Origin of the sequence: Tritonibacter litoralis (assembly GCF_009496005.1) — a bacterium.
GTDB lineage: Bacteria > Pseudomonadota > Alphaproteobacteria > Rhodobacterales > Rhodobacteraceae > Epibacterium > Epibacterium litoralis.
Map to the genome: position 1 here is coordinate 25,401 of NZ_WIBF01000005.1, position 21,317 is coordinate 46,717.

Sequence of the window (21,317 nt, forward strand, 5' to 3'; positions counted from 1 at the left end):
TTCCCCATGTCCATCCCTCAATCCGGCGGCGGGCCGATCGAACGCCACGAACAGCTGGCAGAATATTTGGAATCGGGCTGCAAACCGAGCGCGGATTGGCGCATCGGGACCGAACATGAAAAGTTCGGCTATTGCAAAGACACGCTGAAGCCGCTGCCCTATGAAGGACGGCGGTCTATTGTGGCGGTGTTGGAGGGGTTACGGGACAGCTATGGCTGGGATCCGGTGACCGAAGGCGACAAACTGATTGGCCTGACCAAAGATGGTGCCAATGTCAGCCTCGAGCCGGGTGGCGCGGTCGAGTTGTCCGGCGCACCGCTGGAGACCATCCACGAGACCTGTGATGAGGTGAACACCCACCTGCACGAGGTGAAAGACATCGCCGATAAAATCGGCGTCGGCTTCATCGGTCTGGGAGCGGCTCCGATCTGGTCTCACGAGGAAATGCCGCTGATGCCCAAAGGGCGTTACAAGCTCATGAATGACTACATGGAGCGCGTGGGCACCACCGGACGCTGGATGATGCGGCGCACCTGTACGGTTCAGGTGAACCTCGATTTCGGGTCCGAGGCCGATATGGTCCAGAAACTGCGCGTGGCCTTGGCGCTGCAACCGGTTGCCACCGCTTTGTTTGCCAACTCGCCCTTCTTTGATGGCAAACCCAACGACCATAAATCCTGGCGCAGCTATATCTGGCGTCACATGGATGCAGCGCGCACCGGCATGTTACCCTTTGTCTTTGAAGACGGTATGGGGTTTGAGCGATATGTAGACTATGCGTTGGATGTGCCGATGTATTTCGTCTATCGCGATGGCGAATACATTAATGCGCTGGGGATGTCTTTCCGGGACTTCTTGCAAGGCAAACTGCCTGCGCTGCCGGGAGAGACACCAACCCTGTCGGATTGGGCGGATCACCTGACCACGGCCTTCCCCGAGGCGCGCATCAAGAAATACATGGAAATGCGGGGCGCAGATGGCGGCCCCTGGAGCCGCCTCTGTGCGCTGCCCGCTTTCTGGGTTGGTCTGATGTACAATCAATCCAGCTTGGATGCGGCTTGGGACCTGGTGAAGACCTGGGATGCAGAGACGCGCGAAGCGCTGCGTGTCGAGGCCTCGGTCGCAGGTCTGCAAGCTGAGGTTGGCGGCATCAAGATGCAAGAGCTGGCAGGGCAGGTTCTGGAGATTGCGACCTCCGGGCTGCAGGCGCGTGGCTATCAAAGTGCCGGCGGTTTTGTCCCGGATGAGACCCATTTCCTGAATACGCTGAAAGAAAGCGTCGAAACAGGCCAGGTCCCCGCCGATGAGTTGCTGGAGCGGTATCACGGCGACTGGAATGGGGATCTGAGCCGGATCTACGCTGAATACAGCTACTGATCCGTATTAAGTGACAGGACAGAAAGAGGGCGCCGCTGAGACGCCCTTTTTTCTTGCGCGCGTTGGTCCTGCGGCGCTGGTGACGGCTGCGAATGTGGCGATGGTCTCTGTGTGGCAGCGGGCGGTCTCGGAGACCCACAGTCGCACCAGTTGTCCGCTTAGCGGGGAGCTGGCCTCTGGCGCGGCATTCTGTCCGGCACTCAGCGCCATGCGCAGATCACATGACCCAGCCAGCCCTCAGGCTTGGCAGAGAAAAACCGCCAGCAGGGATCCTGCCGGCGGCTCTTGTCGCGTGAGTGGTCTTGGCCTGCTGTTTGGCGCTTATTGCGCTTGCAGCTCTTCTGGGGTCTTGTCTTCGATGTCTTCCCAGTTGACGTCCGCACGTTCAACAAAGCCCGGGATGTCGCCTTCCCAGCGTTCTTGAATGTCTTTGGACAGGTTCAGGTACAGAACGTCGTCAACGATTTTCCAATAGGTTGGGTCGCCGTCAAATTTGAAGCCCATAGCTGCACCAAATGCGCAGTAGCCGCCGTAGGCCGGGATGTAGGCTTCAGGGTTCTTTTCAAATGCAATTTTGTTTTCTTCGGACGCAAAGCGGTAAGTTGCATCGTCATAGGAAGTGGTGATTTTCCAGTTGCCTTTGGTTGGTTCGCCATCGGTGAAGTAAGCAACCGGGTCATAGCCCTGCAGCGCCAGACCGGTGGAGGTTGCGTTGTACTCAACACCGGCGGCCAAAGAAGAAGTTGCAACCGCAACGGACAATGCGATGCCGCCCAGGATGGATTTTGCGTTGATCATAATCTGATCCTTTCGTGGTGCATGCGGGACGGATCTGCCCACGCATGCTCAGGGTTTGGAGTGGTTGGACAACGCTGTTGCGCCGTCGCACTCTAGAAATTGGGGGGTGCCTAAATCTTGTTCAAATCAACTGAATTTGATTGTGCAGGAATGCACATGGACCACCAGATTTTCGCACCTTAACCGATCGGTGTACCCAAGGGCGGGTGCGGTATTATAGTTAATAATCAGATACTTATTATGTCAACGCGCAATCGCGCGACCAGTTTGGAAAGCTGCAAACAGCCGGGAATTATTTTTGCCCGATTTTTGGCTCAGTCCCTGACATCAGCCGTTTTATGTTGGCAGAGTGCCGCCAAATCACAAATACCGTGAGTAAAATCGTGAGAAGGATCACGCTTCCGTGACCAAAAGCGACCGCCCAAAGCGTCGACGAGAGGGCAGAGACCAGCGCCCCCATTGAGGAAATCCGGCTAAGGGCTGCAGCGGACAGCCATGTGAGGCAACATGCAATGCCAACGGGCCAGGCAAGTGCCAGCATCAAGCCCAGGAAGGTTGCAACTCCTTTGCCACCTTTGAACCCCAGCCAGACCGGGAAGCAATGGCCGACAAAGGCCATAAGCCCTGCAAGCTGCGCCGCATCCTCGCCTGCCAGAAAACGCGCCGCGAGAACCGCCGCCGCGCCCTTGCCGCCGTCCAGAAAGAGCGTCAGTGCCGCGGCAGCCTTGCTGCCGGTGCGCAGAACATTTGTGGTGCCAATATTGCCGGACCCGATCTCACGCAGGTTTCCCAACCCCATGGCTCGTGTCAGGAGCAGACCAAAAGGGATCGACCCCAAGAGATACCCAATCACACCCCACAGCAGCAGGGCCGTCACAGCGGTTTCAATCGGGGGCATGGCTTACCTTTCAAACACGCAGCGACCGGCGACAAACGTAGCCTGCACTCGGCCTTGCATTTTCTGAGTATCAAATGGGGTGTTTTGGGACTTGGACCGCAGTTTGAACCGATCAAGCACAAAGGGCGTGTCAGGGTCAAACAGCACCAGGTCGGCAGGTGCGCCCACAGACAGCCGCCCGCTGTCCAGCCCCAGCCGTTTGGCCGGGTTGAGCGACATCGCGCGGAACAGGGTCGGCAGATCCAACAGGTCCGCATGATACAGACGCAGTGCGGCAGGCAGAAGCGTCTCGAGCCCGACGGCGCCGGATGCGGCTTCTTCAAAGGGCAGTCGTTTGCTCTCTTCGTCCTGCGGCGTGTGCATCGACGAAATCACGTCAATCACCCCGGAGCGCACGGCCTCGACCACAGCCAGCCGGTCCTCTTCACTGCGCAGCGGCGGCTTCACCTTAAAGAAGGTGCGATAGTCCGCCACATCCAGCTCATTCAGCGTCAGGTGATGGATCGAGGTGCCCGCGGTGATATTAAGCCCGTTGTCTTTGGCGCGTTTGAGCGCAGGCAGGGCGCGGGCTGTTGTGATCTGATCCGCGTGATAGGCCGCGCCGGTCATCTCAAGCAGGGCAATATCGCGATCCAGCCCCATGCGTTCTGCCATGGGGGAGACGGCGGGCAGGCCGCGTAGGGTGGAGAACTTGCCAGAGGTTGCGGCTGCGCCAACGCTCAGGATTGGCTCCTGCGGGTGGGCCATGACCAGCGCGCCACAGGATTTGGCATAGGTTAGCGCGCGGCTGAACACTTTGGTGTTTTGGATGACGCGGTCACAGTCGGAAAAAGCCACCGCGCCTGCGTCCATCAAAAAGCCGATTTCCACCATCTCGCGCCCCTCACGGCCCTTGGTCAGGGCTGCCATAGGCAGGACGTTGACCGGCGCGTCTGCCTGCGCGCGCCGGGTCACAAATTCCAGCGTTTCCGGCGTGTCAATGGCAGGCAGCGTGTCGGGGCGGGTCACAACTGTGGTCACGCCGCCAGCTGCCGCCGCAAGCCCTGCGGTCTTGTAACTTTCCTTGTGACGCTCGCCGGGCTCGCAGATCTTGACTCCGATGTCGACAATCCCCGGCGCCAAGCATTTGCCGGCGCAATCCACGTGCTGTGCGGCCTTGGGCAGCGGGTCATCGGCGGCCAGAACGGCTGTGATGCGCCCGTTTTCAACCAGCAGATGCCCGGTGGTGTCGGTGCCTGCATCCGGGTCGATCAGGCGGGCATTGGTGAACAAAAGCGTCATGTCACGGGGCTCTTTCAAAATCGGTGTCACAGGATCAGCAGGGCGAGGACCAGCAGGAACAGGCTCATCACCACCACAAAGAAAATAAACCCAAGGCGGCGCGCCTCGGCGCGGGCCTGGCGGGGCGGCACCTTGGGCGTGTGCGGCTGCGGCTTTGCGCTGTTGGATGTCACTTGGCGTGCACTCCATTTGGCGGCTGGCTCGGTAAAGGTCGCGATCAATGAGATCTGGTCGGCGGGGGTCAACCGCACGGCCTCGCCCCCAAACGCACGGGATCTGAGAACCAGCATCGGCCCTGTCAGCGCCATTAGCATGTCGTGATCCGCGGTCAGATCTTCGGACGCCAAACCGCATCCCTCGGTCAGATAGCCCACAAGGCCCAGCTCTTCGAGGTCGGCCACGTCAAACAGATCCGCATGGGCCCTGTCCAACGAGGGCACGCCCAGAATTTGCGCCAAGGCGCCGGGCTCGTCCCGCAGGAACGCCAGTTGTTCGGGGCGCATATTCAGGCGAAACAGGCGCAGTTTGCCATGTTCCCCGGCGGGGATCTCGATCACCGGGACCTGAGGGGCAGGGTCAGGGGCGCTCATGGATCAGGCCGCCTCTGCCTGGCGGCGGGCGCGCAGGTTGCAGGCCAGAAGGTCCATGGCGGCCATGCGCACGGCAACGCCCATTTCCACCTGTTCCTGAATGACAGAACGGTTGATGTCATCGGCGATCGTGCCATCAATCTCAACACCGCGGTTCATTGGGCCGGGATGCATGACAATGGCGTCGGGCTTGGCCAGTGCCAGCTTGTCCGCATCCAGCCCGTAGCGATGGTAATACTCACGCTCAGACGGGATGAAACCGCCGTCCATACGTTCCTTTTGCAGGCGCAGCATCATGACAACATCCACGTCCTGCAGACCTTCGCGCATATCATCATAGATCTCAGCGCCAAATTCGGCAAAATGGCCGGGCACCAAAGTGGGCGGGCCGATCAGGCGGATGCGGTTTTCCATCTTGCCAAGCAGGATCAGATTGGATCGTGCCACCCGGCTGTGGGCGATGTCGCCGCAGATTGCAATGTTCAGCCGGTGCAACCGGCCCTTGGCGCGGCGAATGGTCAAAGCATCCAGCAGCGCCTGGGTGGGGTGTTCATGTTTGCCGTCGCCTGCGTTCAAAACGGCGCAGTTGACCTTTTGTGACAAAAGATCCACCGCGCCGGAATGCGGGTGGCGCACCACCAGAAGATCCGGGTGCATGGCGTTGAGCGTCATGGCCGTGTCGATCAGGGTCTCGCCCTTTTTGATCGACGAGGCCTGCATGGCCATATTCATCACATCCGCGCCCAGACGTTTGCCTGCCAGTTCAAAACTCGCCTGCGTGCGGGTGGAGTTCTCAAAGAACATATTGACCTGCGTCAGCCCGGCCAGCGCATCTGCGTGTTTCTGGGCTTGGCGGTTCAGATCGGCGTAGCGGTCTGCGAGGTCCAGGATTTCGGTGATTTCCAACGGATGCAGCGGCTCAATTCCCAAAAGATGGTTCTGACGGAAATACTTGGGCGCATCGGACATCGGCAGTCTCCCAGAAACAAGCGCCGAACAGGGTCAGGAACGGCGGATTTGGCGGCACTTATAGGAGGGCGCAAGAGGTGGGGCAAGATGTTCCATCCGGGCGCTGTGCGTTTGCCGCAGGCCGGAGATGCCTCCGGCGGAAGTATTTGGGAAAAGATGAAAGGCAGGGTGGTTTTGTTCACCGGCGCAGCGCGTTAGCTTGGGGTATGGAATCGGCATTGGATTATTGGAGCGCCAAAGCGCTGTTGGAGTGGCAGGTAGAGCTGGGCGCGACGGATGCGGTCTGCGACGCGCCGGTGGATCGCTATGGTTTACAGCAGGCAGCCCCCAAGCCAGCAAAGGCCAATGCTGCACCGCAGATCATCAAGCCCAAGGAAGTTGATCCGGTTGCTGAGGCAAAGACAGCTGCAGCCGGGGCCGCAAGCCTGGCTGCGCTGCGAGAGATTATGGCCGGATTTGAGCATTGCGCATTGAAACGCGGCGCGCGCAACCTTGTGTTTTCTGACGGGCAGGCCGGGGCGCGGGTGATGATTATCGGCGAAGCGCCGGGTCGGGAAGAGGATCTGCAGGGCAAACCCTTTGTAGGCCGCGCGGGTCAATTGCTGGACAAAATGCTGGCAGCGATCGATCTGAACCGGGCTGAAAATGTCTATATCACCAATGTTCTGCCCTGGCGCCCGCCGCAGAACCGGGATCCCGAAGCAGCTGAGATGGCGATGATGTTGCCGTTTCTGGAACGTCACGTGGCTTTGGCCAAGCCGGATGTGCTGGTCCTGATGGGCAATATCAGCTGTCAGGCTGTCCTGGGGCGGCGGGGCATTACCCGGTTGCGGGGGACATGGGATCAAGCCTGGGGGAAACCGGTGATGCCCATGTTCCACCCGGCGTTTCTGTTGCGGCAGCCGCAGCAGAAACGGCAGGCTTGGGCGGATCTGTTGGAATTGAAACAGCGGCTAAAGGCGCAGTGAACCGATGATTGAATGGATGACCTTGCTGGCCTTTGTGCCCGCGGCTTTGGCGCTGAATGTCACACCCGGTGCGGATATGCTGTTTTGCATTGGGCAAGGTATGCGCGCCGGACCGCGCGCCGCTTGGCTCGCGAGCGCGGGTGTCGCGGTTGGCGGCATGATCCACGTCACACTGGCGGGGCTTGGGCTTGGCGCTTTGGTCGCGCGCGTACCGGTGGTGTTTGAGGTGATCCGCTGGCTGGGCGTGGCGTATCTTCTGTATCTTGCGTGGGGCGCACTGCGCGCGCAGCCCAAGGCGCAGACGGATCTGCCAACGGGCGCTGCCCTGCAGGGGGCGGCTTTTCGCAGCGGGCTTATGGTGAACCTCACCAATCCAAAGGTGATTTTGTTCGTTCTGGCGTTTTTGCCGCAGTTCATCTCGGTCGAGGCCGGGTCCATATTGGGGCAGTTCCTGCTGTTGGGGGCGATCATCTCATGTGGGGGGCTGTTGGTGAACGGCAGCGTTGGGATGATGGCCGGACGGCTGGGGCGTGCATTTGCGACGGGCTCTGGCGCGTCGGTCTGGCTGGAACGGATGACTGGGGGCATTTTTGCAGCCCTTGCCGTGCGCCTGGCCATTATGGAAAGGATTTAAATCCCATGTCCCGCATAGACGAGACCAAAGAATTTATTCCGGTGCGGATCGCCATTTTGACGGTCTCTGACAGCCGCAGCCTTGAGGATGACCGTTCGGGTCAGGTTCTGGTGGATCGGCTGGTCAGCGCTGGCCATATTCTTGCAGAGCGTAAGATCCTGCGGGATGAACGCGGCGAGATTGCCGAACAGCTGCGGGCTTGGGTTGCCGATGAGGGCATCGATGTGGTGATTTCCACCGGCGGCACGGGCCTCACCGGGCGGGATGTCACCGTTGAAGCGCACCGCGATGTCTATGAAAAAGAGATCGAGGCCTTTGGCACCGTCTTCACCATGGTGTCGATGCAGAAAATCGGTACCTCTGCGGTGCAATCACGTGCCACAGGTGGCGTTGCGGGTACGACATATCTTTTTGCGCTGCCAGGCAGCCCGGGTGCCTGCAAAGATGGTTGGGATGAAATCCTGTCAAAACAGCTTGATTACAGACATTTGCCCTGTAACTTCGTTGAGATTATGCCCAGATTGGACGAACATTTGCGACGGAAGTGATCCACTTCTGCGTGAAAGCTCGTAACAGACCGGTAGAGTTGATAAACTTTGCTGAGCGATTTCGGTGATATTCCTGCATCGAATGCCAAAAAGGATCTTGGGATGCGCTTTCTGCGGCAAAGCCTGGCGGGCCTCTTTTTCACTGCTCTGGCAGTGGGATTGCTGGCCTATGCCGGGCAGATGGTCTTCCTCGCGGTCGAGGCCTATTTGAACGAAGATCCCCGCCAGCGCCCGGCGCGCGAGCGGGAGTTCTCGGTTCATGTGGTGACCGCAAGCCTAAGTGAGGAACATCCGGAACTTGTGGCCTATGGACGGGTGCAAAGCCGCCGCCGCCTGGAGCTACGGGTGCCTGTGGGCGGGCGGGTTGTGTCCCTGTCAGAGGCTTTTGTTGAAGGCGGCAGTGTGGCCGCGGACGAGGTTTTGGTTGAGCTTGATCCCGCTGATGCGCGTGCAACCCTGTCCAGCGCCATTGCCGATCAGATGGATGCTGTAGCCGAAGCGCGGGATGCCAACCGGGCGCTGTCTTTGGCGCGGGACGAGCTGGCAGCGGCCATGGAACAGGCGGAGCTGCGCACGCGGGCGTTTCAACGACAATCAGATCTGCAATCACGCGGCGTAGGCACCGCAGCCGCGGTGGAAGAGGCCGAGCTGATTGCAGCCCAGGCGCGGCAATCTGTGATCACCCGCCGCCAGGCGCTGAGCCAGGCCGAAGCGCGGGTGGATCAGGCGGCCACCCGGCAGTCGCGCGCTGAGATCGACGTGGATATTGCACGGCGTGATCTGGCGGATATGACGGTGGTGGCTGAGTTTGCGGGCACGTTGGAACAGGTCTCTTTGGTCAAAGGGCGACTGGTGTCGGCCAATGAAAAGCTCGCCGACCTTGTTGACCCCAGCCAGTTGGAAGTGGCTTTCCGCGTCTCAACCGTGCAATATGCGCGGCTGTTGGATGAAAACGGACGTCTGCAGCCCTTGCCGGTGACCGCGCGTCTGGATGCAACCGGCGCGGATTTGGAAGCACAGGGTGTGATCTCGCGCGACAGCGGTGCGGCAGGGGGCGGCCAAAGTGGGCGATTGATCTATGCCCGTTTGGATCGCGCCACCGGGATAAAGCCAAATGATTTTGTGACGGTAACCGTACAGGAACCTGCGATTAACGGGGTCGTCCGGGTGGCGGCTTCGGCCTATGGGTCGGATGGCGCTGTCTTGGTTCTGGGGGAGGACAGTCGGCTTGAAGTTCTGAAGGTTGAGCTGCTGCGTCGTCAGGGCGATGATGTGCTGATCCGGGGAGCAGGTCTTGTGGGGCGCGAGATTGTGACAGGTCGCACGCCATTATTGGGGGCGGGCATCCGGGTCACACCGTTGCGGCCCGAGGCTGCGGCGCCCGCTGCGCCTGAACTGATCGAACTCAGCGCTGATCGACGGGCGCGTTTGGTGTCTTTTGTCGAAGGCAACAGCCGCATGCCGGACGCCGCCAAGAAACAGATGTTAGGCCAGTTGGAACAGACCCAGGTGCCAGCGGCGCTGGTCGACCGGATTGAATCCCGGATGGGAGGGTAACCCATGGCCCGCGATCTGCCGGAACGCGCCCAAGGCATTCTGTCCTATTTCACCCGTCACAAGACGGCGGCCAACCTATTGCTGGTTGTGCTGCTGGTTCTGGGGGCGGCGGCGATTCCAAACATGCGGGCGCAGTTTTTTCCCGATGTCATCCTCGAAAGCGTCAGCGTTTCGGTCACCTGGGATGATGCGGGCCCCGAAGATGTGGATGCCGCCATTGTTCAGGCGTTGGAACCTGCTTTGCTGGCCGTGGAAGGTGTTGAAAGCACAGAGTCCACCTCACGCGAGGGCAGCGCAACCATCCGGATGGAGTTTGAGCCGGGCCGCGACATGGCACAGGCCACGGATGAGGTGCAAAGCACCGTGGATGCCATCACCACCTTGCCCGAAGAGGCTGACGAGCCCACCGTGCGGCGCGGCGCTTGGCGGGATCGGGTCACGGATGTTGTGATCGAGGGGCCGGTAGATCCGGAACAGCTGGCGCTTTTTGCCGATGAACTGGTGGTACGTCTTTTTGACGTGGGGGTCACGCGGACCACAATTCGCGGTCTGGCCGCACCACGGACCATTGTCGAGGTGCCTTCGGCCCAGCTGATCGCCAATGATGTCACCATGGCCCAGATCGCCAATGCAGTGGCTGCCGAAGCGGATGCCAACCCAGCGGGCGAGGTTGAAAGCGCCAACGCGCGTGTTCGCGCGGGCAACGCTCGCCGTAGCCCCGAAGAGCTGATGGAGGTCGCCATTCGCGTCAACCCGGATGGCTCCGTCCTGCGGGTGGGAGATGTGGCCACGGTGGTTGTCGAAGGTGTTGCGCGTGAGCGGGCCTATTTTGTCGGCGACCACCGCGCCATGTCGATCCGCGTTGACCGCTCCAATCAGGGTGACGCGATCCGGGTGCAGAAAACCGTACAGGAAACGGTCGACGCCTTTCAGGAAACCTTGCCCCAAGGTGTGACGGCCCAGTTGATCCGCACCCGGGCCGAGGCGATCTCGGGCCGATTGAACATCCTCTTGGACAACGGTCTGATGGGACTTGGCCTAGTCGTGCTGCTGCTGTTTTTGTTCCTGAACGCGCGTATCGCCTTTTGGGTGGCAGCGGGGATTCCCGCGGCCATGTTTGCGGCGGTTGCCGTGATGTATGCAGCGGGGTTGACGATCAATATGGTCAGCCTCTTTGGTCTGATCATCACCCTGGGCATTGTGGTGGACGACGCCATCGTTGTGGGTGAACACGCAGATTTCCGCGTGCGTCGGCTGGGAGAAAGCCCCAAACAAGCCGCGGAAAATGCTGCCCGTCGCATGGCCCTGCCTGTGATTGCCGCGGCCATAACCACAATTATTGCCTTCTTTGGCCTCACCAATATCAGCGGCCGCTTTGGCGAGTTGATCCGTGACATCCCCCTGACCGTGATTGCCGTCCTGGCGGCGTCTTTGGTGGAGTGTTTCCTGATCCTGCCCAACCACATGGCCCACGCGCTGGCCCATGCAAATCAGGGCAATTGGTATGAATACCCCAACCGCATGGTCAACAAGGGCTTTGTCTGGTGCCGCAAAAACCTGTTCCGCCCGCTGATGGGGCTGGTGGTACAGGCGCGCTATGTGGTTCTGGCTGGCGCGGTTCTTTTGCTGGCCACCCAGATGGTGCTGTTTATCAACGGTGATGTGCGCTGGCGCTTCTTTAACGCGCCCGAACGGGGCTCGGTCACGGGCAACTTTGCCATGGTCGAAGGGGCAAGCCGCGCAGATTCCTTTGAGATGATGCAGGAAATGCAACGCGCGACCGAGGCTTTGGGCAAAGAGTACGAAGAACGTTACGGCACCAACCCGCTGGTCTTTGTCATGGCTGAGGTCGGCGGCAATGCGGGCCGGGGCCTTGGCGGAGTGGACAGCAAAGACGCCGATCTGTTGGGCGGTATCTCGATTGAATTGATTGACGCGGATCAGCGGCCCTATTCCTCCTTTGCCTTTGTCGGAGAGCTGCAGGACAAGGTGCAGCGCCACCCGATGGCCGAGATTGTCTCCTTTCGCGGTTGGCGGTCCGGCCCCGGTGGGGATGCGCTGGATGTGCAGTTCTACGGCAGTGATCTGGATGTGTTGAAAGCCGCAGCCGAAGATCTGAAAACGGCGGTGTCTGTCTTTGGTGAAGTGTCAGCCGTAGAAGACACGCTGGCCTATGACAAAGAAGAGCTGGTGTTGGAGCTGACCCCCCAAGGGGAGGCGCTGGAATTTTCGATTGACGCTTTGGGCCGTGTGTTGCGCGCGCGGCTGGGCGGGATCGAGGCCGCGACCTATCCGGATGGTCCACGAAATGCGGAAATCCGGGTGGAGCTGCCGGAGGGAGAGCTGTCGGCGGATTTCCTTGAAACCATGCAATTGCGCACACCGGGCGGTGCCTATGTGCCCTTGGCTGATATCGTCTCTGTCACCCAGCGCAGCGGCTTTTCCACAGTGCAGCGTGAAAATGGTCTGCGCGTGCTCAGCGTCACCGGTGACATCTCAGAGGACGACCCCACCCGCGCCGCCGAAATCATCGAACAGCTGGAACAAGAGATCCTGCCGCAAATCGCCAGCACCCGGCAGGTGGCCTGGCAGCTGGCGGGCCTCAGCGAGCAGGAAGACACCTTCCTGACCGATGCGCGCAACGCGTTGATCCTGGTTCTGACCGGTATTTACCTTGTGCTTGCCTGGATTTTTGGCAGCTGGACGCGCCCATTTGTGGTGATGGCGATCATCCCCTTTGGCCTCGTCGGGACGATCTGGGGGCATTACATCTGGGAAGTGCCGCTGTCGATGTTCACCGTTGTGGGGCTGTTGGGAATGACGGGGATTATTATCAATGATTCCATTGTCTTGGTCTCAACCATCGATGAATACGCCGAAGCGCGGGGGCTTCGACCTTCGATCATCGACGGGGCGGCGGATCGTCTGCGCCCGGTTTTGCTGACCACATTGACCACTGTCTTGGGGCTGGCTCCCTTGCTGTATGAGGGCTCACAGCAGGCGCAGTTCTTGAAACCGACAGTGATCACGCTGGTTTACGGGCTTGGCTTTGGCATGGTGCTGGTGTTGTTGGTGGTGCCTGCGTTGATTGCCATTCAGGAAGATGTCCAACGTATTCGCACAGCCATGCGCCGGGGATTTTCGACGTCACGCCTGCGTCCGCTGATGGTCGGCGTGCTGGCCGCCCAAATGGCGTTGTTTGCCGTGACACTGGGATGGGTCATGGTGTCGGGCGCACTTTGGCCCCCCTTCGCCGCGCTTCCCGGGGCCGAAACAGCCCCCATGGTCCTTGCACTGGGCGTGTTTGTGACCGGTGCCGCAGGTGTCAGCGCGATTGGCTACGCCGTGGGAAGCTTAACTTACGCGTTCAAAAGAATTCGCGCCTGAGCTTTACGGGCGACCTCGGCCACTTGGTGTAAAAGGTCCAAACCCAAAGTCTCGATATCATCAACCGGTACCCAACGCACATCCGCTGCATCATCCAGCGCGGTTGGAGTGCCGGTTTCATAAGCACAGAGAACCGCGCCCAGCACATAGTGCAAGGTGACATCGCCCTGCGCGTTCCGCTCAATCACATCCAGCGGCGGCAGGGTTTCCAAGGGCTTGGCGGTGATGCTGGTTTCCTCGTGCAGCTCCCGTAATGCCGCTGCCACAATCACTTCACCACGTTCCACATGGCCGCCGGGAAATCCCCAGGCTCCGCGATTGGGTTCTTTGCCGCGCTGCACCAGCAAGACATGCGCGCGCCCGTCGATCACATGGCAAACCGCCGCGATGGCCCCCAAAACAGGTCGTTGTGCCGGGCTCATCCGGTTGTGCAGCCCTGGATGTCCACCGCGTGGCTGTTGCCAAGCACGGTGATCCGCACCGCCGACCGATCGATTGAAATCAGCCCGTCATCCACGCTGAAGAATTCGGTTTCAGCCACCAGATCACGCCCCTCGCGACGGGCTTCGGTGTCGCCAGCCTGCAAATAGGGCGAGCCGGGTTCAATCACCGCAATCTCACTCCCACCGGCAGAGGGCATGGTGATACGGGCGGTGACCTTCATCCCATATTGCGTGGGTGCCAGGCTACATGTGGCGGCGGTCACCCCCCCTTCGCGCGCCGAAAACGGGCGGCTGGCCAGGGCTGCAACAATGGCAGGGTTGCGCTTGGCTGAGCTATCCAGCGTGTGATCAAAACTCAGCTCAGACGGCACGCAGACTTCGCGGCAGATGCCGATACCCATACGCCCTTGCAGACGGACCGGCTTGCCCTGCGATTTGGGCGTAATTTCAACCGGTAGGACCATTTGGTCATGATACCCAAGCGTCCGGTAGCCTGAGGTCAAGAACACCTCCGGCGCGGGCCAGGTGATTTTGACATCGGCCACATTTTGCGACCCCTTCCAGGAGAACTGCGGCGGGATGCCTGCGTCGCCGGGCGTGCGCCAATAGGTCTTCCACCCGTCAGACAGGGTTACCCGCAGTGCCCCCATGACAGTCCCATTGCGCGTTGTGCCGCCATCCAGCACATCCAATTGCACCAGATCATCTGGCAGGTTTTGGGCGGCGGTCATGGATCCCGCCACTGACAGGGTCAGCGCGGCGGCAAGGGCAAAACAGGCGGAGGCGTTAAATTTCATCATGTCTTACTACATGCGCCCAATTGGTTAAGATTCCAAGCTGGCTTTTCTTCAAGCAAATATACTATCGCGTGAATTTGATTGCAGCATCAGCCCTTGCACGATGCGAGGGCCGGAGGCATGGTGGAGATGCAGCAGTCAACAAAAGCGAGCGACAGCCTATGGATCTGACCGGTAAACTCCTGATAGCGATGCCAGATATTGGAGATCCCCGGTTCGACCAGACGCTTGTCTATCTGTGTTCGCACACAGACGATGGGGCAATGGGGCTGATCGTGAACAAGGCGGCAACAGGTGTCTCCTTGCGCGACATTCTTGATCAATTGGAAATCGTGATCAAAGATGCGCCAAACGGTGACATCCCCGTGCGGTTCGGCGGCCCGGTTGAAACACAGCGCGGATTTGTCCTGCATTCCTCGGAATATGAATCCAGCGTCAGCTCGTTGGCAGTGGCCGAGGGTTTTTCCATGACCGCAACATTGGACGTGCTCGAAGATGTTGCCGCCGGGACTGGCCCAGAACAGTTTCTGATTATGCTCGGTTATGCCGGTTGGGGGCCGGGGCAGCTTGAGGCGGAAATCGGCGAAAACGGCTGGCTGACGGCGGATGCCACCCATGAATTAATCTTCGACACCATCGACGGGGACAAATGGGTCGCCGCGCTCAAGACGTTGGGGGTTGATCCCATCGTGCTATCCGCCAGCGCAGGACATGCCTGATCGGATTACTGGCGGGGCGCTGCTGCGCGCCGCAGCCGATCGTTGATCGCAGCTCCCAACCCATGATCCGGGATCGAGGCAACAGCAATCGGCGCGCCTTTGGCATCCAACCGGTGTAAATATTCAAACAGATTGGCCGCGGCTTCGGCCAGATTGCCGGTGGGGGAGAGGTTCAGATCCCCATCAACTGCCCCAAATCCTAACAGCAGTTCGCCCGGTTGAACCGTCTCAGCCTCCAACCGTACCGCGGCGTTGGGGGCGTAATGGGACAACAGCTGCCCCGGTGCCGTCAGCGGATCCGCTTGATCACGTCCTTTGAGGGGGCGGCCCAGAACCGCCTCGATCTCTTCGGCTGCCAATCCGCCGGGCCGCAACAACACGGGGCTTGGACCAGACAGGCCGATGATCGTGGATTCAAGGCCAACGCCACAGGGGCCGTCATCCACAACGGCTGCAATCTTGCCACCAAGTCCTGCGTGAACATGTGCGGCGGTGGTGGGGCTGATGCGGCCAGACGGATTGGCCGAGGGGGCCGCCACAGGCCCGCCCAACAGCGACAACAGACGCCGCGCAGTGGGATGGGCAGGCACCCGCACAGCCAGCGTTGAAAGCCCCGCAGTCACAAGCGAAGAGACCCCGTGACCCGCCCGCAACGGCAAAACCAACGTCAACGGTCCGGGCCAGAAGGCATCGGCCAATCGCTGGGCAAATTCCGACCATTGGACCAGTTCCTTGGCCGCGGCTTCATCCGCTACATGTGCAATCAGCGGGTTGAAACTGGGCCGCCCTTTGGCCGCATAAATCCCGGCCACGGCCTCTCCGACACGGGCATCACCGCCCAGGCCATAAACGGTCTCGGTCGGGAAGGCGACAAGCTCGCCCCAGCGCAAAAGATCGGCGGCCCGCGACAGGTCCGCCTCGCTTGGGCCAAGGGAAAGGGTGGTCTTTGATGTCATGCTGTGACGCGGCGTTTGGGTTGATCGACGGGATGAGAGGGGTAGGAATGAGGTCCAGGGTGGCCTTATGTACCGCCAAGCCCGCGCAAAGCCAAGTGCTCGCACAAAGACCAACGCCCGTATCGCACGGCGCCTGTGCAGCTGCAGCATGGGCGATCATCCGACGCAGTCACCACAGGAAGGGACGCCATGAGTTATCGCGCCGCCACATCTGAGTATGAATTCATCCTGAACGCGATCATCGGCATCGAAGAAGCCAGCCAGACCGAGAAGTTTTCCGAAACAACACCGGATCTGGTCACCGCGATTCTGGGTGAGGCGGGGCGCCTGAGCGATAATGTGATGGCGCCTTTGCAGCGCGGCAGTGACCTGGAAGGCGCGCGGTTGGAAAATGGCGTTGTACGCACCTCGCCGGGGTTTGCCGAAGGGTGGCAGGCGATTTCTGACGGCGGCTGGGTTGGCATGAGCGCCGATCCAGAATACGGCGGCATGGGGCTGCCGTTCTCGGTTGCGACGGCGGTGAATGAGATGATGGCAGGCGCATGCCTGTCGCTGCAATTGGCACCGCTGATGAGCCAGGGTCAGATCGAAGCCTTGGAGGCGCATGCTTCAGACGCGATCAAGGACCTTTATCTGCCCAAGCTGATTTCCGGCGAATGGACCGGGACCATGAACCTGACCGAACCACAGGCCGGATCGGATGTGGGCGCGCTGACCTCCAAGGCCGAGCCCAATGGCGATGGCACCTATGCGGTCACCGGGCAGAAGATTTTTATCTCTTGGGGGGATAATGATTTCACCGAAAACGTGGTGCATCTGGTGCTGGCGCGCCTGCCAGATGGGGTGCCGGGGACCAAGGGGATCTCACTCTTTGTGGTGCCAAAATTCATTCCGAATGAAAACGGCAAGCCGGGCCGCGCAAATGATCTGAAGGTGGTGAGCCTGGAACATAAAATGGGCCTTCATGGCTCTCCGACCTGTGTGATGCAATATGATGGGGCCACCGGCTGGCTTGTGGGGCAGGAACACGGTGGCATGGCAGCCATGTTCACCATGATGAACAACGCGCGTCTTGGCGTGGGCGGGCAGGGGGTCGGCACCGCAGAAGGCGCGTATCAGCATGCGCTGGAATATGCGCTGGAGCGCAAGCAGGGGCGCACCCCTTCGGGCACCATTGCCGACCACGCCGATGTACGCCGGATGTTGATGGAGATGAAGGCCGATATCTTTGCCTCCCGCGCCATTATGCTGGCCAATGCTCATGCGATCGATATGTCCCATGCGACAGACGCGGGGGACTGGACCAGCCGCGCGGCTTTTCTGACCCCGATCACCAAGGTTTTTGGCACCGAGGTGGGCATGCGCGTGGCTGAGACAGGCGTGCAGGTTTACGGTGGTATGGGCTTTATCGAAGAAAGCGGCGCGGCGCAGTACAGCCGCGATGTGCGGGTGACCGCGATTTATGAAGGCACCAACGGGATCCAATCCATGGATCTGGTGGGGCGCAAGATGATGGACGGCGGCGAAATGGCGGGCCGTCTGCTGGACGAGATTGAGGATCTCGCCGAAACCGGTCGCGGGGCCAACCCCAAAATGACGGACGCTTTGTGGAACGCCTGCGAGGCTTTGCGTGACGCAACCGATTGGATGGTGGCCCACGATATGCAGGACCGTTTCTCTGGCAGCCTGCATTATCTGCGCGCCTTTGCTCGGATCCTGGGCGGCTATTACCACCTCAAGGCGGCGCAGGCCGATCCCGGTGGTCCGCGTGAAAAGCTGGCACGTTTTTACATGTCACGTATGTTGCCGGAATATACCGCGCATCTGGCCGCCGCCACCGCTGGCAGTGACGGGGTGTTTGCGCTCAGCCTTGAAGACCTTGCAGGATAGATCCGATGACCAGCGTCCCCGACGTCTCGCTCAAGTTTCCGTTTGAAACCCCGCCCGAAGAAGGCGCCGCAATCGAGGTGGCCGAGGGCGTTTTATGGCTGCGCCTGCCGCTGCCGATGAAGCTTGATCACGTCAATATCTATGCCCTGGATGATGGCGACAGCTGGACGATTATCGACACTGGTATCAATTCCCGGCGGGGCCGCGCCCTGTGGGAACGGCTGATGGCGGGCCCATTGGGCGGCAAGCCGGTGGGCCGTGTGGTGGTCACCCATCACCATCCCGATCACGTGGGACTGGCGGGCTGGTTCCAATCGGAACATGGGGCCGAACTGGTCACCACACGTACTGCTTGGCTATTTTCTCGCATGTTGACCCTGGATGAACAGGACGTCTGGCCAGCGGAAACCCTGTCTTATTACCGCAGCTCTGGCATGGACGGCGAGATCTATGCTGCCCGTGCGGCGGATCGCCCGTTCAACTTTGCCGATACGGTCTATCCAATGCCGCTGGGGTTCACCCGGATCCAACAGGGCGATCAGATCCAGATGGGCGGACGCACTTGGGACGTACATATCGGCAATGGCCATGCGCCGGAACATGCAACCTTTTGGAGCAGGGATGACAATCTGGTGCTCTGCGGTGATCAGATCCTGTCGTCGATCAGCCCCAACATCGGCGTCTATGCCACCGAACCGATGGCCGATCCGTTGGCCGACTGGCTTGAGGCCTGCGAGCGGCTCTCGACCCTGGCGCGCGCGGACCACCTGGCGCTGGGCGGCCACAAGCTGCCGTTTCAACGTTTGCCCTTGCGCATGCGGCAGCTGATTGACAACCACCACGCCGCATTGGAGCGACTTGCAGAAGCCCTCAATGAACCCCATACCGCAGCCGATTGCTTTCCCTATCTGTTTAAACGCAAAATCGGCGGCGGCGAATATGGGCTGGCCCTGGTTGAAGCGGTGGCCCATGTGAACCATTTGTTCCATAAAGGAGAGGTGGAGCGCTGGGCGCGCGAGGATGGCGCTTGGCTGTATCGCCGCAAAGGGTAACGAGGGCCTCGGCCAATAAGGGGAAGACTATGGACAATAAGATCGAAACCAGCGCCGAGGTGGCGGAATCAGCCGTGCTGCCTTGTGTGCATGAAGTCCACACAGACCCGGACGCCTGCGCGGGTCTCACCGACGTGCCAGAAGAGCTGCAAAAGCCCGTTGAAACCAAGAGCCAAGCGCGCTGGGCCTATGAGCGGCTGGTGCTGTACATCCAGAACTTTGAACAGCAGCTGGACAGCGAACATGAGGTTGCCATGGGCATGACTGGCGGCGACGCGGGGGTGCTGCGGATCGAAGGGATCGGGTATTTCGACCCTGATATCGTTACCTTTTATGGCAGTGATGGCAGCGGTGCGCGCACCCAACTGGTGCAGCATGTCACCCAGTTGAATGTGATGCTGCGCGCCACGCAAAAGCCCGTCAAAGAAGCCCCCGCCAACCGCATTGGCTTCCGATTGGCCAAGGATCTGGAAACCCCAACTGCATGATCGCGGTGCACTTGGGTCACAACTGATGGCTCTGTTGCAGGGCGCATTGCATTTGACCAATTGCCACGGTGACAGGACGATGCGAATTCAGTATTTAAAGGTCAGCTTTAGGGACGAGGACTATACCAATGGCAGATCATGAGCACGGAACAATGGACATCACAGTTCAGGAGCAGACCTATACCGGGTTCATCACCTTTGTGACCCGCTTTTGCATGGCGCTGGTGGTGTTTGTGATCTTCTTGGCCATCTTTGCCATCTGATCAACGGAGCCGTTCCACGTGAAAAAATTGTTGTGCCTGGGCGCGTGCCTGGTTCTTTTGGCTGGCTGCGCAGCGCCGCAACAGCCCAATGCCGATTTGGCAACACTGCAACGTGTGGCCTATGTCGACCCAGGCGCACCGGCGCTGACGCTGATCACTGTGATCAACAATCGCACGGGGCAGGGTGGCCATACCGCATTGATGGTCAGCGGTTCGGAACGGGTGATCTTTGATCCCGCAGGGTCGTTTCACGCGGATATTGTGCCCGAATACAATGACGTGTTGTATGGCATCCGCCCGGCTGTGTTTCAGGCCTATCGCAGCGCCCATGCGCGCACGACATTTCATGTAAAAACCCAACGCCTTGAGGTCACGCCCGCACAGGCCGAGACCGCGTTGGAACTGGTGAAAACCAACGGCCGCGTGCCGGGGGTCTACTGCGCCAATGCGACCTCACGTATCCTGCAGCAGGTGCCGGGGCTGGAACAGATCAGTACCACATTTTACCCGGTGAAACTGTCGGAGCAGTTTGACGCTCTGGGTGCGGTTCAAAGCGAGCTGTATTACGAAGGCGACGATGAGGACCTGAAAAAGGGTATCGCCGCCAGCAATGCGGCCCTAAACGGGTAGGCCACGCGCTCAGCCAAAGAGGCTGATATAGCCCACTAATAAGAGCGCCCCGCTGCCCATGGCGGCAAAGACGTTTTTGGTGAAATATCCAACCGCAAGGGTTGTGCAAGCCGCAATCAGATGGATCAGGCTCGGCTCGCCCCCGGTTGGGGCTGGCCAGACGACCAGCGGTGCCACCAATGCCGGGATGATTGACACCGCCGTATACCTCAGGTGCCGCATCAGCCATTCGGGCATCTTCCGGCTGCCAACAATCCCGATAAAGGCAAAGCGCAGGGCAAAACTGCCAAGGCCCAGACCAATGATCACGGTCCACAGGGTGGCTGTGTCAATTCCGCTCATGGCTGCGCTCCTGCAAGTTTCCGGTTGAGCCAGACCTCAGTCTGAGCACCCGCCATCATGCCGATGACCCCGGCGACAAACAGGCCAAGGTTAAACGGCAAGACAGAGGCAGGGAGAGACACAGCGATGGCCGTGAAACACGCCGCCAGATGGGCAGGGGTGCGCAGCATCGGTCCGATCATCGCCAGGAAGGCAAGCGGCAGAACAAAGTCCAAACCCCAACTCTCGGGCACCTGATCGCCGATCAGCGCGCCACAGATGGTGGCAGCCATCCATCCCGGCATCACCAGCGCATTGGTGGCAAAGAAATACGCCAGCCGTTGTTGCACGGTCATATCGGGCTCATCCTCGAACTGGACAATCGACAGGGCATAGGCCTGATCAACAGTCACATAGGCCGCCAGCGCCCGCTGCCAGAGGGGTGCAGAACCCAGATAGGGGGTCAAGGATGCGGAATACATCGCCACCCGCAGGTTCACGGCCAGAGCCGAGGCCAAAACGATAAAAATCGGCGCGCCTTCCTGCATCAGCTGCAGGGCGGTGAACTGGGCAGAGCCTGCGTAAATCGCCATGGAGAAGGCAAAGGCTTCGATCACATCCAGCCCGGCCTCTCCTGCCAGGACGCCAAACAACAGGCCAAAGGGCCCGGTCACCAAGACAAAAGGCGCGCCGTCGCGAAGCCCTTTCCAAAATGCCGCACTGGTGGTGGAGATTGCCATGAGATACCTTT

General features: G+C 60.1%; 22 protein-coding genes. 12 read left to right on the forward strand and 10 right to left on the reverse strand.

The window, feature by feature from the left end:
* Nucleotides 1–6 precede the first annotated feature (6 nt).
* Nucleotides 7–1,377, forward strand: a complete 1,371-nt coding sequence (locus GFB49_RS09720; protein ID WP_153215677.1) for a glutamate--cysteine ligase — start codon at nucleotides 7–9, stop codon at nucleotides 1,375–1,377.
* A gap of 321 nt (nucleotides 1,378–1,698) precedes the next feature.
* On the opposite strand, the gene GFB49_RS09725 is transcribed toward GFB49_RS09720, so the two are convergent.
* The 5 genes from GFB49_RS09725 to GFB49_RS09745 form a co-directional block, all read right to left on the reverse strand.
* Entirely contained in the window at nucleotides 1,699–2,175 is a 477-nt protein-coding gene (locus tag GFB49_RS09725) for a YHS domain-containing (seleno)protein (protein ID WP_153215678.1), read from the reverse strand.
* A 292-nt stretch (nucleotides 2,176–2,467) separates the two neighbouring features.
* Nucleotides 2,468–3,073, reverse strand: a complete 606-nt coding sequence (gene plsY, locus GFB49_RS09730; protein WP_153215679.1) for a glycerol-3-phosphate 1-O-acyltransferase PlsY — start codon at nucleotides 3,071–3,073, stop codon at nucleotides 2,468–2,470.
* Nucleotides 3,074–3,076: 3 nt separating this feature from the next.
* Nucleotides 3,077–4,354 carry a dihydroorotase gene (pyrC, locus tag GFB49_RS09735; RefSeq protein WP_153215680.1) on the reverse strand — a complete coding sequence of 426 codons (1,278 nt, stop codon included), beginning with the start codon at nucleotides 4,352–4,354 and terminating at the stop codon, nucleotides 3,077–3,079.
* 26 nt (nucleotides 4,355–4,380) lie between these two features.
* A complete protein-coding gene (locus tag GFB49_RS09740) occupies nucleotides 4,381–4,944 on the reverse strand; it encodes a hypothetical protein (protein WP_153215681.1) in 564 nt (187 codons plus the stop codon).
* A 3-nt stretch (nucleotides 4,945–4,947) separates the two neighbouring features.
* On the reverse strand, nucleotides 4,948–5,913 hold the full coding sequence (locus GFB49_RS09745) for an aspartate carbamoyltransferase catalytic subunit (RefSeq protein WP_153215682.1): 966 nt from the start codon (nucleotides 5,911–5,913) through the stop codon (nucleotides 4,948–4,950).
* Nucleotides 5,914–6,119: 206 nt separating this feature from the next.
* Here GFB49_RS09745 and GFB49_RS09750 point away from each other — a divergent pair, with 206 nt between their 5' ends.
* From GFB49_RS09750 to GFB49_RS09770, 5 genes are all read left to right on the forward strand, one after another.
* Nucleotides 6,120–6,881 (forward strand): uracil-DNA glycosylase, encoded by a 762-nt coding sequence (locus GFB49_RS09750; RefSeq protein ID WP_153215683.1) that lies wholly within the window; start codon nucleotides 6,120–6,122, stop codon nucleotides 6,879–6,881.
* A gap of 4 nt (nucleotides 6,882–6,885) precedes the next feature.
* Entirely contained in the window at nucleotides 6,886–7,515 is a 630-nt protein-coding gene (locus GFB49_RS09755; protein WP_153215684.1) for a LysE family translocator, read from the forward strand.
* A 5-nt stretch (nucleotides 7,516–7,520) separates the two neighbouring features.
* Nucleotides 7,521–8,063, forward strand: coding sequence for a molybdenum cofactor biosynthesis protein B (gene moaB, locus GFB49_RS09760; RefSeq protein WP_153215685.1), 543 nt, complete (start codon nucleotides 7,521–7,523; stop codon nucleotides 8,061–8,063).
* A gap of 102 nt (nucleotides 8,064–8,165) precedes the next feature.
* A complete protein-coding gene (locus tag GFB49_RS09765) occupies nucleotides 8,166–9,620 on the forward strand; it encodes an efflux RND transporter periplasmic adaptor subunit (protein WP_153215686.1) in 1,455 nt (484 codons plus the stop codon).
* Nucleotides 9,621–9,623: 3 nt separating this feature from the next.
* Nucleotides 9,624–13,007 (forward strand): efflux RND transporter permease subunit, encoded by a 3,384-nt coding sequence (locus GFB49_RS09770; RefSeq protein WP_153215687.1) that lies wholly within the window; start codon nucleotides 9,624–9,626, stop codon nucleotides 13,005–13,007.
* On the opposite strand, the gene GFB49_RS09775 is transcribed toward GFB49_RS09770, so the two are convergent.
* Nucleotides 12,980–13,429 carry an NUDIX hydrolase gene (locus tag GFB49_RS09775; RefSeq protein WP_153215688.1) on the reverse strand — a complete coding sequence of 150 codons (450 nt, stop codon included), beginning with the start codon at nucleotides 13,427–13,429 and terminating at the stop codon, nucleotides 12,980–12,982. The genes GFB49_RS09770 and GFB49_RS09775 overlap by 28 nt on opposite strands.
* The gene (locus tag GFB49_RS09780; protein ID WP_153215689.1) at nucleotides 13,426–14,250 is read right to left on the reverse strand and encodes a protein-disulfide reductase DsbD domain-containing protein; all 825 of its coding nucleotides are present in this window, start codon (nucleotides 14,248–14,250) and stop codon (nucleotides 13,426–13,428) included. The genes GFB49_RS09775 and GFB49_RS09780 overlap by 4 nt, the downstream gene beginning before the upstream one ends.
* A gap of 77 nt (nucleotides 14,251–14,327) precedes the next feature.
* On the opposite strand from GFB49_RS09780, the gene GFB49_RS09785 reads away from it, so the two are divergent.
* On the forward strand, nucleotides 14,328–14,966 hold the full coding sequence (locus GFB49_RS09785; protein WP_425505207.1) for a YqgE/AlgH family protein: 639 nt from the start codon (nucleotides 14,328–14,330) through the stop codon (nucleotides 14,964–14,966).
* Nucleotides 14,967–14,971: 5 nt separating this feature from the next.
* Here the strand turns inward: GFB49_RS09785 and GFB49_RS09790 are convergent, their stop codons facing one another.
* Nucleotides 14,972–15,922: an L-threonylcarbamoyladenylate synthase gene (locus GFB49_RS09790; RefSeq protein ID WP_153215691.1), complete on the reverse strand. Its 951-nt coding sequence runs from the start codon at nucleotides 15,920–15,922 to the stop codon at nucleotides 14,972–14,974.
* 189 nt (nucleotides 15,923–16,111) lie between these two features.
* Here GFB49_RS09790 and GFB49_RS09795 point away from each other — a divergent pair, with 189 nt between their 5' ends.
* The 5 genes from GFB49_RS09795 (at nucleotide 16,112) to GFB49_RS09815 (ending at nucleotide 20,245) form a co-directional block, all read left to right on the forward strand.
* Nucleotides 16,112–17,812 carry an acyl-CoA dehydrogenase family protein gene (locus GFB49_RS09795; protein ID WP_153215692.1) on the forward strand — a complete coding sequence of 567 codons (1,701 nt, stop codon included), beginning with the start codon at nucleotides 16,112–16,114 and terminating at the stop codon, nucleotides 17,810–17,812.
* Between the two features lie 5 nt (nucleotides 17,813–17,817).
* Nucleotides 17,818–18,864 (forward strand): MBL fold metallo-hydrolase, encoded by a 1,047-nt coding sequence (locus GFB49_RS09800; protein WP_153215693.1) that lies wholly within the window; start codon nucleotides 17,818–17,820, stop codon nucleotides 18,862–18,864.
* Nucleotides 18,865–18,893: 29 nt separating this feature from the next.
* Nucleotides 18,894–19,352 carry a DUF6173 family protein gene (locus GFB49_RS09805; protein WP_153215694.1) on the forward strand — a complete coding sequence of 153 codons (459 nt, stop codon included), beginning with the start codon at nucleotides 18,894–18,896 and terminating at the stop codon, nucleotides 19,350–19,352.
* A 128-nt stretch (nucleotides 19,353–19,480) separates the two neighbouring features.
* A complete protein-coding gene (locus GFB49_RS09810) occupies nucleotides 19,481–19,615 on the forward strand; it encodes an aa3-type cytochrome c oxidase subunit IV (protein ID WP_153215695.1) in 135 nt (44 codons plus the stop codon).
* Between the two features lie 18 nt (nucleotides 19,616–19,633).
* A complete protein-coding gene (locus tag GFB49_RS09815; protein ID WP_343032535.1) occupies nucleotides 19,634–20,245 on the forward strand; it encodes a hypothetical protein in 612 nt (203 codons plus the stop codon).
* A 9-nt stretch (nucleotides 20,246–20,254) separates the two neighbouring features.
* Here the strand turns inward: GFB49_RS09815 and GFB49_RS09820 are convergent, their stop codons facing one another.
* Both GFB49_RS09820 and GFB49_RS09825 read right to left on the reverse strand, forming a co-directional pair.
* Nucleotides 20,255–20,587, reverse strand: a complete 333-nt coding sequence (locus GFB49_RS09820) for an AzlD domain-containing protein (protein ID WP_153215696.1) — start codon at nucleotides 20,585–20,587, stop codon at nucleotides 20,255–20,257.
* On the reverse strand, nucleotides 20,584–21,306 hold the full coding sequence (locus GFB49_RS09825; protein WP_153215697.1) for an AzlC family ABC transporter permease: 723 nt from the start codon (nucleotides 21,304–21,306) through the stop codon (nucleotides 20,584–20,586). The genes GFB49_RS09820 and GFB49_RS09825 overlap by 4 nt, the downstream gene beginning before the upstream one ends.
* Between the last annotated feature and the right edge of the window lie 11 nt (nucleotides 21,307–21,317).

What these genes read in the sequence shown, in the direction of transcription:
- GFB49_RS09720 (WP_153215677.1), top strand. Translation starts at nt 7, where the DNA reads ATGTCCATCCCTCAATCCGGCGGCGGGCCGATCGAACGCCACGAACAG.
- GFB49_RS09725 (WP_153215678.1), bottom strand. Translation starts at nt 2,175, where the DNA reads ATGATCAACGCAAAATCCATCCTGGGCGGCATCGCATTGTCCGTTGCG.
- plsY (WP_153215679.1), bottom strand. Translation starts at nt 3,073, where the DNA reads ATGCCCCCGATTGAAACCGCTGTGACGGCCCTGCTGCTGTGGGGTGTG.
- pyrC (WP_153215680.1), bottom strand. Translation starts at nt 4,354, where the DNA reads ATGACGCTTTTGTTCACCAATGCCCGCCTGATCGACCCGGATGCAGGC.
- GFB49_RS09740 (WP_153215681.1), bottom strand. Translation starts at nt 4,944, where the DNA reads ATGAGCGCCCCTGACCCTGCCCCTCAGGTCCCGGTGATCGAGATCCCC.
- GFB49_RS09745 (WP_153215682.1), bottom strand. Translation starts at nt 5,913, where the DNA reads ATGTCCGATGCGCCCAAGTATTTCCGTCAGAACCATCTTTTGGGAATT.
- GFB49_RS09750 (WP_153215683.1), top strand. Translation starts at nt 6,120, where the DNA reads ATGGAATCGGCATTGGATTATTGGAGCGCCAAAGCGCTGTTGGAGTGG.
- GFB49_RS09755 (WP_153215684.1), top strand. Translation starts at nt 6,886, where the DNA reads ATGATTGAATGGATGACCTTGCTGGCCTTTGTGCCCGCGGCTTTGGCG.
- moaB (WP_153215685.1), top strand. Translation starts at nt 7,521, where the DNA reads ATGTCCCGCATAGACGAGACCAAAGAATTTATTCCGGTGCGGATCGCC.
- GFB49_RS09765 (WP_153215686.1), top strand. Translation starts at nt 8,166, where the DNA reads ATGCGCTTTCTGCGGCAAAGCCTGGCGGGCCTCTTTTTCACTGCTCTG.
- GFB49_RS09770 (WP_153215687.1), top strand. Translation starts at nt 9,624, where the DNA reads ATGGCCCGCGATCTGCCGGAACGCGCCCAAGGCATTCTGTCCTATTTC.
- GFB49_RS09775 (WP_153215688.1), bottom strand. Translation starts at nt 13,429, where the DNA reads ATGAGCCCGGCACAACGACCTGTTTTGGGGGCCATCGCGGCGGTTTGC.
- GFB49_RS09780 (WP_153215689.1), bottom strand. Translation starts at nt 14,250, where the DNA reads ATGATGAAATTTAACGCCTCCGCCTGTTTTGCCCTTGCCGCCGCGCTG.
- GFB49_RS09790 (WP_153215691.1), bottom strand. Translation starts at nt 15,922, where the DNA reads ATGACATCAAAGACCACCCTTTCCCTTGGCCCAAGCGAGGCGGACCTG.
- GFB49_RS09795 (WP_153215692.1), top strand. Translation starts at nt 16,112, where the DNA reads ATGAGTTATCGCGCCGCCACATCTGAGTATGAATTCATCCTGAACGCG.
- GFB49_RS09800 (WP_153215693.1), top strand. Translation starts at nt 17,818, where the DNA reads ATGACCAGCGTCCCCGACGTCTCGCTCAAGTTTCCGTTTGAAACCCCG.
- GFB49_RS09805 (WP_153215694.1), top strand. Translation starts at nt 18,894, where the DNA reads ATGGACAATAAGATCGAAACCAGCGCCGAGGTGGCGGAATCAGCCGTG.
- GFB49_RS09810 (WP_153215695.1), top strand. Translation starts at nt 19,481, where the DNA reads ATGGCAGATCATGAGCACGGAACAATGGACATCACAGTTCAGGAGCAG.
- GFB49_RS09820 (WP_153215696.1), bottom strand. Translation starts at nt 20,587, where the DNA reads ATGAGCGGAATTGACACAGCCACCCTGTGGACCGTGATCATTGGTCTG.
- GFB49_RS09825 (WP_153215697.1), bottom strand. Translation starts at nt 21,306, where the DNA reads ATGGCAATCTCCACCACCAGTGCGGCATTTTGGAAAGGGCTTCGCGAC.